The 13886-nt window shown below is 67.5% G+C and carries 16 protein-coding genes; 5 read left to right on the top strand and 11 right to left on the bottom strand.

All coding sequences use genetic code 11. The features are described from left to right. On the bottom strand, positions 1 to 1414 hold a 1414-nt coding region (locus ACWDU1_RS18225), incomplete at its 3' end, for a GMC family oxidoreductase N-terminal domain-containing protein (RefSeq protein ID WP_449999872.1). 116 nt (positions 1415 to 1530) lie between these two features. Between ACWDU1_RS18225 and ACWDU1_RS18220 the strand changes: the two genes are divergently transcribed. Beyond that, positions 1531 to 2223, top strand: coding sequence for a TetR/AcrR family transcriptional regulator (locus ACWDU1_RS18220; protein ID WP_449999870.1), 693 nt, complete (start codon positions 1531 to 1533; stop codon positions 2221 to 2223). 8 nt (positions 2224 to 2231) lie between these two features. Here the strand turns inward: ACWDU1_RS18220 and ACWDU1_RS18215 are convergent, their stop codons facing one another. From ACWDU1_RS18215 to ACWDU1_RS18205, 3 genes are all read right to left on the bottom strand, one after another. Then, positions 2232 to 3434: an AI-2E family transporter gene (locus ACWDU1_RS18215; RefSeq protein WP_449999868.1), complete on the bottom strand. Its 1203-nt coding sequence runs from the start codon at positions 3432 to 3434 to the stop codon at positions 2232 to 2234. A 55-nt stretch (positions 3435 to 3489) separates the two neighbouring features. Next, on the bottom strand, positions 3490 to 4815 hold the full coding sequence (locus ACWDU1_RS18210; protein ID WP_449999867.1) for a family 1 glycosylhydrolase: 1326 nt from the start codon (positions 4813 to 4815) through the stop codon (positions 3490 to 3492). Positions 4816 to 4945: 130 nt separating this feature from the next. Beyond that, positions 4946 to 6151, bottom strand: coding sequence for an epoxide hydrolase (locus ACWDU1_RS18205; RefSeq protein WP_449999865.1), 1206 nt, complete (start codon positions 6149 to 6151; stop codon positions 4946 to 4948). Positions 6152 to 6247: 96 nt separating this feature from the next. On the opposite strand from ACWDU1_RS18205, the gene ACWDU1_RS18200 reads away from it, so the two are divergent. Then, the gene (locus tag ACWDU1_RS18200; RefSeq protein ID WP_449999864.1) at positions 6248 to 6823 is read left to right on the top strand and encodes a CGNR zinc finger domain-containing protein; all 576 of its coding nucleotides are present in this window, start codon (positions 6248 to 6250) and stop codon (positions 6821 to 6823) included. A 300-nt stretch (positions 6824 to 7123) separates the two neighbouring features. On the opposite strand, the gene ACWDU1_RS18195 is transcribed toward ACWDU1_RS18200, so the two are convergent. Both ACWDU1_RS18195 and ACWDU1_RS18190 read right to left on the bottom strand, forming a co-directional pair. After that, positions 7124 to 7591, bottom strand: a complete 468-nt coding sequence (locus tag ACWDU1_RS18195) for a DUF4440 domain-containing protein (RefSeq protein WP_449999863.1) — start codon at positions 7589 to 7591, stop codon at positions 7124 to 7126. Positions 7592 to 7613: 22 nt separating this feature from the next. Further along, positions 7614 to 8291: an oxidoreductase gene (locus ACWDU1_RS18190; protein WP_449999862.1), complete on the bottom strand. Its 678-nt coding sequence runs from the start codon at positions 8289 to 8291 to the stop codon at positions 7614 to 7616. A gap of 500 nt (positions 8292 to 8791) precedes the next feature. Here ACWDU1_RS18190 and ACWDU1_RS18185 point away from each other — a divergent pair, with 500 nt between their 5' ends. Next, positions 8792 to 9604 (top strand): TetR/AcrR family transcriptional regulator, encoded by an 813-nt coding sequence (locus ACWDU1_RS18185; RefSeq protein WP_449999860.1) that lies wholly within the window; start codon positions 8792 to 8794, stop codon positions 9602 to 9604. Between the two features lies 1 nt (position 9605). On the opposite strand, the gene ACWDU1_RS18180 is transcribed toward ACWDU1_RS18185, so the two are convergent. The 3 genes from ACWDU1_RS18180 to ACWDU1_RS18170 form a co-directional block, all read right to left on the bottom strand. Further along, a complete protein-coding gene (locus ACWDU1_RS18180; RefSeq protein WP_449999859.1) occupies positions 9606 to 9941 on the bottom strand; it encodes a YnfA family protein in 336 nt (111 codons plus the stop codon). 61 nt (positions 9942 to 10002) lie between these two features. Beyond that, positions 10003 to 10356 carry a hypothetical protein gene (locus ACWDU1_RS18175; protein WP_449999857.1) on the bottom strand — a complete coding sequence of 118 codons (354 nt, stop codon included), beginning with the start codon at positions 10354 to 10356 and terminating at the stop codon, positions 10003 to 10005. A 213-nt stretch (positions 10357 to 10569) separates the two neighbouring features. Beyond that, positions 10570 to 11022 carry a hypothetical protein gene (locus ACWDU1_RS18170; RefSeq protein ID WP_449999856.1) on the bottom strand — a complete coding sequence of 151 codons (453 nt, stop codon included), beginning with the start codon at positions 11020 to 11022 and terminating at the stop codon, positions 10570 to 10572. 72 nt (positions 11023 to 11094) lie between these two features. Here ACWDU1_RS18170 and ACWDU1_RS18165 point away from each other — a divergent pair, with 72 nt between their 5' ends. Beyond that, positions 11095 to 11367, top strand: a complete 273-nt coding sequence (locus ACWDU1_RS18165) for a hypothetical protein (protein WP_449999854.1) — start codon at positions 11095 to 11097, stop codon at positions 11365 to 11367. Next, on the top strand, positions 11364 to 11741 hold the full coding sequence (locus tag ACWDU1_RS18160) for a hypothetical protein (protein WP_449999853.1): 378 nt from the start codon (positions 11364 to 11366) through the stop codon (positions 11739 to 11741). Before ACWDU1_RS18165 ends, ACWDU1_RS18160 begins: the two co-directional genes overlap by 4 nt. A 394-nt stretch (positions 11742 to 12135) precedes the next feature. Here the strand turns inward: ACWDU1_RS18160 and ACWDU1_RS18155 are convergent, their stop codons facing one another. Together ACWDU1_RS18155 and ACWDU1_RS18150 are read right to left on the bottom strand one after the other, a co-directional pair. Continuing rightward, positions 12136 to 12930 (bottom strand): SDR family NAD(P)-dependent oxidoreductase, encoded by a 795-nt coding sequence (locus tag ACWDU1_RS18155; RefSeq protein WP_449999851.1) that lies wholly within the window; start codon positions 12928 to 12930, stop codon positions 12136 to 12138. A gap of 196 nt (positions 12931 to 13126) precedes the next feature. Then, a partial coding sequence (locus ACWDU1_RS18150; RefSeq protein WP_449999850.1) for a CPBP family intramembrane glutamic endopeptidase occupies positions 13127 to 13886 on the bottom strand: 760 nt, incomplete at its 5' end.

Raw genomic sequence — 13886 nt, 5'->3', positions numbered from 1 at the left:
CGCCGATCGCGGCGCCACCCAGGAAATGCGCGGTGAGCGGAATATTGAACACCTCGCCCCAGGTCCCGCCGGCGGTGCCGCCGATCTGCTCGGCGACCCGCCGCGTCGCCTCGTTGCCCGCCGGGATCCAGGTGGGGTTCGGTTCCCCGTGGCCCTGGCGGCTGGTGAGTTTCCGGCCGAACAGTCCCCTGGTGGTGTAGGTGGTGATGGAGTTGTCCAAATGCTGCATCACCAGGGAGATGATGGTCCGCTCACTCCAATTGCGGACGCTGAGGAAACTGACCAGCAGCAGCGGGTGGCGCAGCGCGTAGCCGAGGAACCGCAGCCAGCGCGGGACGCGGCCGCCGCCGTCGACCATCAGCGTCTGCAGCAGGCCCATCGCATTGGAACCCTTGCCGTATCGCACCGGCTCGATATGGGTGTCGGGAGTCGGATGGATCGAGGAGGTGATCGCGACGCCCCGGGTGAAGTCGGTGCCGGGGGTGACCTTCTTGGTGGCGGCGCCGACGATCGATTCGGAATTGGTGCGGGTGAGCAGTCCGAGCCGGTCGGACAGCTCCGGGAGAATGCGCCGGTCGCGCATATCGTGCAGCAGCCGCTGCGTGCCGAGGGTTCCCGCCGCGACCACGACCTGCCGGGCGGTGTAGGTCCTCCGCTGTTTGCGCAGCCACGCGCCGGTCCGCTCGGTCGACACCACCCAGCTGCCGTCGTCCTGCGGCCGGAGTTCGGTCACCGTGGTCATCGGCACCACCCGGGCACCGGCCTGTTCGGCGAGGTACAGATAGTTCTTGACGAGCGTGTTCTTGGCGCCGAATTTGCATCCGACCATACAGTCGCCGCATTCCAGGCATCCGGTGCGCGCGGGACCCACGCCGCCGAAATAGGGATCCTCGACGGTCTCGCCCGGTTCGCCGAAGAATACGCCCACCGGAGTCTGGACGAAGGTGTCGCCGACGCCCATATCCTCGGCGACCTTGCGGAAGACCTCGTCGGCCGGGGTCATATGCGGATTCTGGACGACCCCCAGCATGCGGGTGGCCTGGTCGTAGTACGGGGTGAGTTCGGCGCGCCAATCGGTGATCTCGCGCCACTGCGCGTCCTGGAAGAACGGCTCCGGGGGCACGTAGAGGGTATTGGCGTAGTTGAGTGAGCCGCCGCCCACGCCCGCGCCGCCGAGGATGAGGACATTGCGCAGCGGGTGGATGCGCTGGATTCCGTAGCAGCCGAGTTTGGGTGCCCAGAGGAATTTGCGCAGATCCCAGCTGGTTTCGGGGAGTTCGTCGTCGGCGTAGCGGCGACCGGCCTCCAGGACTCCGACGGTGTAGCCCTTTTCCACGAGGCGAAGCGCGGTGACACTGCCACCGAACCCCGAACCCACGATGAGCACATCGAAATCCGTCGGCGCCTCGGTCATGGGCCTACTCCTTGTCCGGGAATGTCATCAGTGACTGGCGGTAACATTAACACAGCAGATGGGGAGCGGCAGTCACTATTGTTGACAGTGCTCTCGAAATCGGCGAGGCTCGGGAAATGACCACTCCGCGCGCCCGGGCCCGCGCCCAGACCATGGCCGATATCCTGCGTATCGGGCGCGAGCATCTCGCGACCGACGGCGCGGCCGCGCTGTCACTGCGTGCTGTCGCCCGCGATCTCGGAGTCGTCTCCTCGGCGGTCTACCGCTATGTCCGCAGCCGCGACGAACTGCTGACCCTGCTGGTGATCGACGGCTACGACGCGCTCGGCGATACCGTCGACGCCGCGCTGGCGACCGCCCCCGACGATCCCGTCGAGCGGCTGCGGATCACCGCGCGCACCGTGCGCACCTGGGCGCTCGCCGAACCTGCCTGGTACGGCCTGCTGTTCGGCACCCCGGTTCCCGGCTACGCGGCACCGGCCGATCGCACGGTGGCCCCCGGAACACGGATCATCGTGACCCTCCTGCGGCTCGTCGACCAGGCCTATCGCCGGAACCTGCTCACCGGCCGCCGGGCCGAGGAGATCGTCGCCGAACCGCTCAGTGGTGACCTCCGCCGCGTCTGCGACGAACTCGAACTGGATCTGCCGGACTGGGTGGTGGCGCGAGCGCTCACCGTGTACTGCTCCCTGTTCGGTGCGGTGAACGCCGATGTCTTCGATATGTACGGCGCCGACACCTTCACCCGGCGCGCCCAGGTTTTCGAGGTACATATCGGCGCATGGGATGCCCTGCTCGGCGTCGCCTGAGCTCGGGTCTACTTCTCCGGGACCGCGGGTGGGGTGTCGTCGGCCGCCGGACCGCCGGGGACATCGGTGAGCGTGACCTTGTCCGCCCTACGGTCGGCGACCTCGGCGTCGATCTGCTCGCTGATATAGCGGACCACCACCGCGACCACCGCCACCACCGGGACCGCGAGAAACGCCCCGGTGATTCCGTACAGCGTGCCGCCGCCGGTCACTGCCAGCAGCACCACCACCGCGTGCAGCTTCATAGTCCGGCTCTGCAGTACCGGTTGCAGCACATTACCCTCGAGCTGCTGCACGGCGATGATGATGATCAGCACGATCAGGGCGGTGGTGAATCCGTTGCCGACCAGCGCCACCAGCACCGCGAGCGCACCGGCCACGAAAGCGCCGACCATGGGGATGAATCCGCCGAGGAAGGTCAGTGCGGTGAGCACGCCCCACAGCGGGACCCCGAGTATCACCAGGCCGATCCCGATGAAGAACGCGTCGATGAAGCTGACCACCGCCTGCGTGCGGATGAATCCACCCAGTACATCCCACACCCGCACCAGCACTTCCTCGAGGTGGCGTCCGCTGCGGCCCCCGCTGAATTTGTGCATCCACGGAATGAAGCGCGGACCGTCCTTGACGAAGAAGAACGACAGCACCAGCACCAGGAAGATGGTCACCAGCACCGAGGTCGCGGTGCTGACCCCGGTGAACACGCCGGTCGCGATCTGCTCGGCACTGGACTGCACCCGCGACACCACCGCGTCGACGGCGGAGTCCAGTTGTTCGTCGCGCACGTTGAGGGGCGGCCCCTGCAACCAATCCCGCACGGTGTTGATACCGGTGGTGGCCTTGTCCGAGAGTTCGGGCACCTGGTCGACCACCGACGGCACGATCAGTGCGATACCGCCCGCGAGTATCCCGATGAATCCGACCAGGGTCAGCCCGGCCGCCGCGGCCGGCGGTAGCCCGGCCTTCACCAGCAGGCGGGTCGGCGGCCACAGTACGGTGGCGACCACGATGGCCAGCAGTACCGGCAGCAGCACCACCCACAGGCGGGCGGCGAGGAATCCGAGAACCCAGGCCCCGGCCGCGATGGCGACGATGCACACTGCCCATTTCGCGAGCCACAGCACGCCGGACCCCATCACGTCCCCCCGGTCCGGGCGGGTGGGCTCGGCATCGCGGGTGCTGTCGTCGCGGATTTCTTTCTCCCCGTTCACCCGGCCAGTCTCGCATGTCCCACCGACCGGGGCAGCTCACCGCGGGTCGGCACGCTCAGCGCGGCACGGTGACCTGGTCGAGACAGCTGGACAGGCCGTCGGTGACCGAACAGCGCGCCGGCGCCCTGGACGGCCGGTAGTTGCCGGGCACGCCGCCGGCCGCGGTGATCGCGGTGTAGGCCGCCACCGCATCGGTCGGGCGGCGGGTCAGTGCCGGATCGCCCAGCACGTCGACGGTGTAGAGACCGAAGCGGGGAGTGTAGGAACCCCACTCGTAGTTGTCTGTGAGACTCCAGTAGTTGTAGCCCATGAGGTTCATTCCGTCGGCGGCTGCGCGTTGCAGCCAGTAGACGGTGTCGCGGAGCAGGTCGGCGCGGGTATAGCCGTCCGCGCGGGGGTGACCGTTCTCGGTCGGCATACCGTTCTCGACGATGTAGAGGGGGAGCGCCGGGTAACGCCTGGCGTAGTGGTCGAGGGCGTAGTAGATGCCCTCCGATTGCAGCGACAGCGTCCACAGTTTGCCCGGATCCGGGAACTGGTGGAGGAGTCCTTCCGGTGAGAAACCGTAGTAGTAGTCGATACCGAGGTAATCGAGCCGGTTCGCGATCCGGTTCAGGAAGGCCGCGTTGACGGCATCGTCGGCGGTGGGGATATAGGCGACATTGCTGCTGACCATCGCCCCCGGCTGCACGCGGTGGATATGGTCGTAGATCGCATTGTGCGCCGCGGCCATCCGATCCTGCACGGCGGGGATATCGGTCACCCCGATACCGCCGTGGCGTACCTCGTTCATCAGATAGGCGGCCGGTTCGTTGAAGGTGATCCACAGCGGATCGTGGGCCGCGTATCGGTCGACCACCGTCCGCGCGTTGGCCAGCCAGTCGGCGACCATTTCCGCGCGGCGCCAGCCGCCCCGGTCGAACGCCCAGCCCGGATACACCCAGTGATCGAGAGTGAGCATCGGCCGCATCCCGGCCTCCCGGATGGTGGCGATCACCTCGTCGTAGAAGCGGAAACCGTCTTCGTCCCGGCTGCCCGGCCGGGGTTGCACCCGGGCCCATTCGATACCGATCCGGTACACCCCGACACCCAGGCCCGCTGCCAGGGCTATATCGGAGCGGTAGCGCGAGTAGAAGTCCACCGAGTCGTGGTAGGGGTCCTCGGTTTTCCCGGCGGCGATATAGCGGGTCCAGTTGCTGTCCGGCGCCCGGCCCTCGGACTGGAAACCGGACGACGCGACACCCCACAGGAAATCGGGCCCCAGGGGCGCGACCTCGACCGGGGGAGCGGGGCGCGCGGCGGCGGGCGCGCCCGCGAGGGCGAGAACACCGGCGGCCGCGGCGCCGGTGGCGAGGAATCGGCGGCGATTCACTGGACCCATCGGATCGGTCTCCTGTTCTGGACCGGCCACTACTCTCGCCCGGCCGCGCCGGGGCGGGATCGCGGCCGGAATCGAGTCGGTGCGTTCACTTCTCGGCCTGCGGTGAGTCTAAGGTGTCGCGCACCAACGGTCACCGGTGCGCGGCCAGTACGGCGGCAGATCCCGCTCGGAGGTCTGCGACGAAATATCCGGGGACCTCGAGCGAAGGGAAATGCCCGCCGGTATCGGGGGACCGCCACCGCACGATCCGCCGGTACCGGCGCCGCGCCCATGGGAGCGGGCACTTCTCGATATCGCGGGGATACACGGTGAGTGCCGACGGGACATCCACCGTGAGTCCGGGGTCGAACGAGTTGACCCCGCCGTGGCTCTCGTAGTAGATCCGGGCCGCCGACGCGCCGGTCCGCGTCAGCCAATACAACGTCACGGTATCGAGAACGGCGTCTCTGGAGATCGTCTCGAACGGGCTGTCGTCGGTATCGGTCCACTCGGCGAACTTGTCGAGAATCCAGGCGAGGAGCCCTACCGGCGAGTCGACGAGTGCGTAGCCGACGGTTTGCGGCCGATACGCCTGCTGTTTCGCGAACGCCGCGCGAGGGCCGTCCCAGAAATCGCGGGTTTCCTCGGCCCATCGGCGCTCCTGCGCGGTCAAACCCTCCGTCGTCGACCCGGGCGGCGCGTGCGGGGTCAGCGTGTGGATGCCGAGAACGTGGCCCGGGAACCTGCCGCCGAGCACGGTGGTGATCACACCACCCCAGTCGCCGCCGTGGGCGATGAACTCGCGGTAGCCGAGCCTTTCCATGAGTTCCACCCAGGCCGCTGCGATCTTTCCGACTCCCCACCCGGTGGTGGCCGGTTTATCGCTGTAGCCGAAGCCGGGCAGGGAGGGGGCCACGACGTGGAACGCCGGTGCGGCCGGGTCTTCCGGATCGGCGAGTTCGTCCATCACATCGACGAACTCGCCGATGCTGCCCGGCCAGCCGTGCGTGACGATCAGCGGGGTGGCGTCCGCGCGGGGTGACCGGCGATGCAGGAAGTGGATTCCCACGCCGTCGATGGTGGTGCGGAACTGGCCGATCCGGTTGACGCGGGCTTCGAAAGCGCGCCAGTCGTATCCGGTGCGCCAGTAGTGCACGAGCTCGGTGAGGTCTGCGAGCGGAACACCCTGACCCCATCGGTGTGGGCCGGGCGCGGCGTGGTCGATCGTCTCGGCCTCCGGTAGCCGGGCCGCGGCCAGGCGCGCGCGTAGATCGTCCAGATCGGCGTCGGGTGCGTGGGCTTCGAACGGCTGCACGTCGCGGGACGCGGGTGCGCCGGCGGGTCGTTCTGCGGGCATGAGACCTCCTGAGCGCTGGAGCCGTTGTCAAGAAGAACCGGCTATGGCGGTTCTAACATGTCCCGGGGCCGACTCGCAACCGGCTATGGTGGTTCCATGAGCGCCCGGTTCCCCGAATTCCGCCTGGGTAGTGTGCTGGCGACCAGCTTCACCGCGACGCTGACGGAGCGTTGTGGCGATGCCGTGGAACGCATCCCGACCCCGCAGCGCCTCGTCGACTGGCTCGCGGTGAACGGCCTCGTCGTGGAGTCCTGCACCGCCACTCAGCTCGAACGGGCCCGGGAACTGCGGGAGTCGATCCACGCCGCCGCGACAGCCGCCGCGATCGGGGACGCGCTCCCGGCCTCCGCTGTCCGGAGCATCAACGAGTGCAGCGTCCGGAGCCGTGCCGCGGCTGTGCTGGCACCCGAGGGGTATCGGCGATGGGATCTGGGCTCGGCGCCTCGCGTCGAGGACGCCCTGGGGGTGGTCGCCTCCGACGCTGTCGACATCATCTCGGGTGACCGGGATGGAAGGTTGGCTCTCTGCGCCTCGCCGACCTGCCGAGCCGCCTTCTTCGATACCAGCCGCAGCCGCACCCGCCGATGGTGTGACATGAACACCTGCGGGAATCGCGAGAAGAAGGCGCGCTTCAATGCGGGAAAGCACCGGAACTCCGGTCCGGCAAGGTAATCGGACGGCCTTGGGGGAGCTCTCGGTGCGGGTGTCCGGGAGATTGGGCAGGTGGGCGGGTTCGGTGCTCCCGCGCACCGCTCAATCGGCAGCGCTGCGCCCCGCCGCCGCGAGAATGGACCATCTGTGAATCGGTCGTCGGAGGCGGCTGCGCCGGGCAGGGACTTCGAAAGTAATAGAATAGAATGGTATCTAGATATGCGCATCTAACCATGTCAGTCCTCGACGCGGCCAGGACTGCGACGCCGAGGACTGGCGGCATCGACTACCGCGGATGGGGCGTGCCCCTACGCGGGTAGATCATGAACTGGATTCAGTTCGTTGGGGTGGATCCGTGATCGGCGTGTTCTGGGCCCCCGCGAGCCACCATCTGCCATCCTTCTCGACCAGTAGATACATGGCGATCTCGGAGAATCCGCCCGCTTGGGCGGCGAGCCTGCGGATCTGGGTCAGCACGACCCCCGGCGCGGGCGAAGTCGCGCCGACAACTTCGAAGTGTGACGGCGGCGCAACTTTTGCGTCCATCAAGCAACGGTGGATGGCGTTCAATTCGGAGTAGCCGGTTACCGACGCACCATATGGACTGCCCCACACCACATCTGCCGCGAAAGCGGCGTCGTAGCCGTCCGCGTCACCTGCTGCGCCCGACTGCTGCAGCCCTTCGGCGAACCGCGAGGCTACCTCGTGCGCCGTGGTAGCGCGCGATGGATCACCGAGAGTAGGTCGGGTTTGCATTCTGCCTTGCTCCAATCCTTCAATTCTCGTCACCAAGAGATCGGTGGTTGCGCGCTCAGTGGAGACTGCCGAGGAGGCCCCCGTGGAAGGGGGTGAGTTCGTCGATGCGGCCGGCGAGGATCTTTTCCAGCCACTCGGGGTCTCCCAGCAGAGCTCTGCCGACTGCGACGAGGTCGAACTCGTCGCGCTCCATGCGGTCGAGGAGCTCGCCGATGTCCGTGGCTTCGTTCAGTGACATCTGGGGGAATTCGTCGCTGAGGCCCACCGAGCCGACGCTGATGGCGGGTTTCCGGAAAGCTTTTTGGCCCAGCCCGCCAGGTTCAGGCCGGAGCCCTCGAATTCGGGGAGTTGGAATCGCCGGGTGGAGCAGTGGAAGGCGTCGGCGCCGGCGTCGGCCAGCAGGTCGAGCATGATCTCCAGTTCCTGCCGCCTGGTGAACCGCCTCGGCCACGGACGACCAGCCCGCCAGAGCCTCGTCGCCGAAGAAGTGCGGGACCCGGGCGCTGGTGCCCGCGGAGTCGTGACCGATATAGGTGCCCTCGGTGATGATCAGGCCGATACCGGCGGCCGCCCGTCGCGCGTAATACTGCGCCACGTCGGGGCCCGGCACACCTCCGGGGGAAAACTCGCGCGTCATCGGCGCCATCACGACACGGTTGGGCAGCGTGAGGCTGCCCAGGGAGAAAGGACGGACCAGCACGTCCGTGGCACGTTCGAGGGGGTTGGTAGGCATCGGTGTTCTTTCGATAGAGGCCGACCGTGCTGCGGCGAGGGATTCAGGCCAGGCGGTCGGCGGCTTGGGCGTATGGGCGGGAGTTCCGCGCGGACGCGTCCGGCCTCGCGCAGGGACTGCCCCCACCAACTGAGCATCGGCCTGGGCCGGCCGCGGCGACACAGCGCGCCCGGCTGTGCCATGACCTCGTCGGACGGAGCCTGCCCGAACGCAGGGAAGACGGTCGGCACGGGCGTTTCGACCAAGTCGATCGAATCGGCCACCATGTCCCCGCGCCGAGCGATATGCCCGGCGATCCGGTCGCCGACGACCGGACCGGCCGTCCCGGGTGCTGTCGATGATCACTGCGGTGCGCAGGACGTCGGTAGTCGAATCAGCTACGGAAACCCCTTCGACGATGTGTACGTTGTATCTGTGAAATACAACGTACACACGGCTGTGTACGTTGTCTACTGGCGGTACGCTGTACACGGCAGCGTACGGCGGAAGGAATCCAATCGATGGCCTCTCGAGAGAGACAGTCGGCAAGCGAGGACAAGGACCCCGTCTCGCTGTGGGAGCGCATCGAACAGCCGACGCCGGCTCCCCGCGCGACCCTCACTCCCCGGCGAATCGCCGAGGTCGCTGTCGCGATCGCAGACGGCGAGGGACTCGACGCGGTCACCATGCGCCGCCTGGCCACCGAACTCGGTGTCGCACCCATGGCCGCGTACCGCTACGTCACCGGCAAGGACGAGCTACTCGAGCTGATGGCCGACTTCGTCTACGGAGAGCTGGATCTGCCCGACAGCAAGAACGGCTGGCGCGCGACCATGCGGTCCGTCGCTCTGCGTATAAGGGAGGTGCTGCTGGCGCACTCCTGGGTGACGCGGGTGGCGTGCGGCGCCCCGACCCCGAACCAGTTGGCCGTGACGGAGGCGGCCCTCGTAGCGCTCGACGGCCACGAGCTCGACGTGGACACCGCCATGGCGGTCTACAACACCGTCATGGCCTATGTACACGGCGCGGTCGACTCGGAGGTCGGGCTGAGTCAGTTGCTCCACGCGCGCGGCTGGTCCACGCGTGCGGAGGCTCGCGCGGGGTGGGCCGGCCAGATGACCTGGCTCATGAACACGGGCCGTTACCCGATGTACGCGCGCTATATCTACGACGCCGACCGTAAGGACGACCTGCAATGGCAGTTCGAGATCGGTCTGGACTCCGTTCTCGATGGCATCGCGGCGCGCCTGGGCGATCTGAAGACACCTGCTGGGCCGGTCACCGGGACCGTGCCGTGGCAATGTCATGAGGGCGCGGAACCGGATTCGTTCTGAGTCAGGCGCCGCGCGGGGCGTACATGATGACCGCGACGCCGGCCAGGCAGATGATCGCGCCGGTGAGATCCCAGCGGTCGGGCCGGAACCCGTCGAGGGCCATGCCCCAGAGCAGGGATCCGGCAACGAAGACGCCGCCGTAGGCGGCGAGGATGCGACCGAAGTTGGCGTCGGGTTGCAGGGTGGCGATGAAGCCGTAGACGCCGAGGGCGATGACTCCGGCGCCGATCCAGGCCCAGCCGCGGTGTTCGCGCACGCCTTGCCAGACCAGCCAGGCGCCGCCGATTTCGGCGAGGGCTGCGAGGACGAACAGCAGGATCGAGCGCGCGACGGTCATGGTCGGAGAGCCTAGATGTCCGGCTTCGGAAGGCCGGGATCGAACGGCCACCGCCGCGAGCTCACCGGTCCGCAGCCCGCTCTCCGCGCCCGGCCTGCGCCCGGGCGGCGAAGGCGTCGAGAACCCCGGAATAGGTGGCGGGGACACCCACACCCATCACCGTGCCCTCGGCCGTAGAGGCGAAGTCGAAGGTGAAGAACGAACAGCACCTCGATTCCCGTGCGGCCAGGTCCCGGGCCACCGATTCGGTATCACGGGCGAGTACGAGTTCCAGCCGCTCCGGAGCCGGCCGGCGGATATCGTGGACCGAGTCGGTGAACAACCGATCGAACTCGGCAATCCGGATCGGCTGCTCCGGGGTCGGCAGGGTGCACGCATCCGGCACCCAGCCTCCGGGCGCTGAAGAGGTCGTCATATCTACACGGTAGGCCTGTACCCCGGTACCGGATGCAACTCTGAACTGCCGCCACCCGCCGGGCCGCCCCCTGAAGCGGCGTTCGGAAGATGATGCGTTCTCGAACACGTGCCTGTGCCGGGCCGCCCCCTGCCGGCTTTCGCATGGTTTAACAGTGACGGCTCGGCCCACGGCTCGGTGGTTTTCAGAGCAGGAAAGCCCGCTGATCGGCGGTCAGCGGAGTTGTTCGGCGATCGTCTGCATACCTTGCCTGATCAGCCGGCCGTACTCGTCGTCGCCGAGCGTGTCGATGGTGGCCCGGGCGTGCTGGAGGTGGGTGCGTGCTCGGTCGAGGTCACCCAGTTTCCGGTAGCACTCGCTCAGGTTCAGGTGCAGCGATGGGTACAGTGCGGTTGCCGGGAGCGCTACTCCGGCCTGGCTGGTGTGCTCGTCGGTCAGCACCGCGGCCGCCGCCAGTGCCCGCAGGTCCCAGGCGAGTTCTGCGCCGACGTCGTCCTGCATATCGGCCAGCGCGTGCGCGAGCGTGCACCGGTGCAGAGGTTCGCCGTGCTCACCACCGATCTCATCCCAGATCTGTTCCATCTCCCGGCGAGCGGCATCTCGCTCGCCGGCGTGCCCGCGTTGCACCACCTCGCCGATACGCAGCAGGGTCGGATCGGTGATCATCGGCGGCTCCTCGTCCGAAGGTGTCACAGTGGTGACCACGCCAGGTATAGGCGATAAAGGTAGGATATCGGGGTGAGCACGCGGAAGGTTTCGCTGACCCTGCCCGAGGAACTCCTCGCCCGCGCCGAGAAGGCCGTCGCGGCAGGCCGGGCGCGGTCGGTGTCGGCCTATATCGCCACCGCGGCCGGCTCGGGGGAGACCCGCACCACGATCACCGAGGTCATCGCCCGCTGGCGTAGCGAGCACGGCGTACCCGACGCGGCCGGGTACGCGGAGGCCGAAGCCCGGGCGCGGGCGCTCTTCGATCGCGCCGATACCCGGCTGCGCGGCCCCGGCGCCGCGTGAGACCGACCGCGGCCGGCACCATCCTCGACGCGTCCGCTCTGCTCGAACTCCCACGCAGTCTCTTCGGTCAGGTCTTGGTCGAGATGAGCGTGCGCGAGCATCGGCCCCTGGTCATCCCGGCCACCAGCCTCTACACCGCTGCCCTCGCCGGTGCCGACCCCGCCGACTTCGACGCGGCCGGGTTCACTGTCACCCCGCTCAGCCAGTCCATCGTTCCCGGTCTGGTCCTCATCGGGCACACCGCGACCGCGCCGGTCGGCCCCGACCTGGCTCACGTCGCCTGGGAAGCCCAGGCCACGGGCTACCCCGTGCTCACCGCCGACGCGGGCCCCTATCGGGCACTGACCGTCCCCGTCGACCTGGAAATCCTCTGATCCGCCAGGTCGACGGCACGATTACCCTCCCGAACCAGAGCGACAGTCTCAACGCGAACTTGCCGGGCAGTGGGGCGACCGGAGAGAAACTTTGTCGATGTCGACGTATTCCAGTGGTCAGCGGGGGAGTGGCCTCGTTCGTCCAGCGCTTCCGGACCGGCAGCGTCGGACCGACCGGGGGAGGCACGCGGAGTCGGCCCGGCCCATCCGGCCGTACAACGGGCGCGCGCTCGAGAACGGTCCAGGCGAGCCATGCACCGGACAGACTGGAGAGAGCCAGACCTAAACAATCAGATACCTAGATATGCGCATCCAAACATGAATATCTTCAATCGGTACATCCATCGAACCGAAAGAGATCAAAACAGCACAAAGAGGGGAGGGCCCCACCTGCTCAGCCTGTTTCGGCAGTGCCTTGCGCCATATCGGAGACGCGCCGCACGATGTCCGGGTACCGCATCGTATGGGCTCCGCCGTTGAGATCCACCGCGGATCCGGTCATCCAGCCGGCTTCGGCGGAGGTGAGGAAGCCGATGGTCTGTGCGACATCCTCGGGTGTTCCCGCCCGGCCCAGCGGTGTGTTCTCGATGTATTCCTCGACCAGCCCGGGGACGAGCGTGGCGCCGTAGGTCAGCGGGGTGTGCACGAAGCCGGGATTGACGGCGTTCACGCGGATACCGCGGGGCGCGAGTTCCATGGCGGCGACCTCGGTGAGCATGAGGACTCCGGCCTTGGCCGAGCAGTATGCGCTCATGCCGACCCCGGGCTGCCGGCCGTTGAGAGAGGCGACCAGTACTACCGATCCGCCGTCGCCGACCGTGCGGGCGGCTTCTTTCACGGTGAGGAACGCGCCGGTGAGGCAGACGTCGACGGTGGCCTTCCAGTCGTCGAGTGAAAGGTCGGCGATCGTTCCCGGCCGGGAGATCCCGGCACAGTCGACCACGGATCCGACAGGGCCGTACCGTTCTGTGACGGTGTCGAAGAGGGCGCGCATGGCCGCCGCGTCGGTGACGTCCACCTGGTGACCGGTGGACGTTGCGCCGAGTTCGGCCGCTCGTGCGCTCGCGGCGTCGCCGTCGAGATCGGCTATCGCGACGGTATCGCCGCGTTCGGCCATGAGCCGCGCGGTGGCCCACCCGATTCCGGAAGCGCCGCCGATGACGACCGCGACCTCGGCATTCGCACTCATGAGCAGACTCTCCTTCGTATGCGCTGCACGCCGCGGCGGCACCGGTACCGCGGACACATCTCCATACAGTTGTCTAGCATTGTCGGATGTTCTTGGCCAGAGCCCCGGCGATGCCGGGGGGCGGTCGAGCGCGGATGGTGAACCTCGTCCAGGAACGCGCCGACGAGCAAGCTGTCGAACCAGGAACCGGGCTCGGTCAGGACGCGGCCGCCGGTTCGGGCTCGATGCTGCGGCGTTTGACCAGCAGCACGATCGCCAGCACCGGATACAGCAGGATCGGCACCGAAATGCCGAGATAGAAGGTCTGGTCGACCAAGATCGACGTGCCGGTCAGCAGCGTGAAGTCGAACAGGCCGTGCAGTACCGAGTTGACAGTGTTGCCGCGCGTCACCCGACGGGTCAGGTAGAAGAAGTAGCCCGCCAGGCTGACCATGATCGCCTGCGGCACTGCGCTCGCGCCGTGGGTGATGCCGTTGGTCAGATGCACCGCGCCGAAAACGATGCTCGACCACAGCGCGACCTTGCCTTCGGTGAGGTGGTGATCGCGCAGCATCACCACCCCGATACCGCGGAACATACCCTCCTCGCCCCACCCGACGAACTGGGTCGCGATCAGCAGCACCAGCGTGTACAGCAGACCTTTGTCGGCCAGCGCGCTGTAGTTGATGCCGAACACGATCGCGACCAGGAACACGATCGGCACCACCCGCACCCACGATCGGGTCGGGCGATCATCGTGCAGGACCGGGCGCAGCCAGCCGAGATAGGCGATCACACCGTAGGTGAACACCAAGGCGACACCGAGCGGGATGATCATGCCGTAGAACACCGCGCGTGTGGACAGGAAATCGTCCTCACCGCTCAGCGCGGTCATCAGCAGGCCACCGAGCTGGATGATCGCCAGATACACGATCACGACCAGCGCGAACATCGGATACGACAGGCGGCGGCGCCCG

Source organism: Nocardia sp. NPDC003345, assembly GCF_053589395.1.
This window is presented reverse-complemented; position numbering and strand designations above follow the sequence as displayed.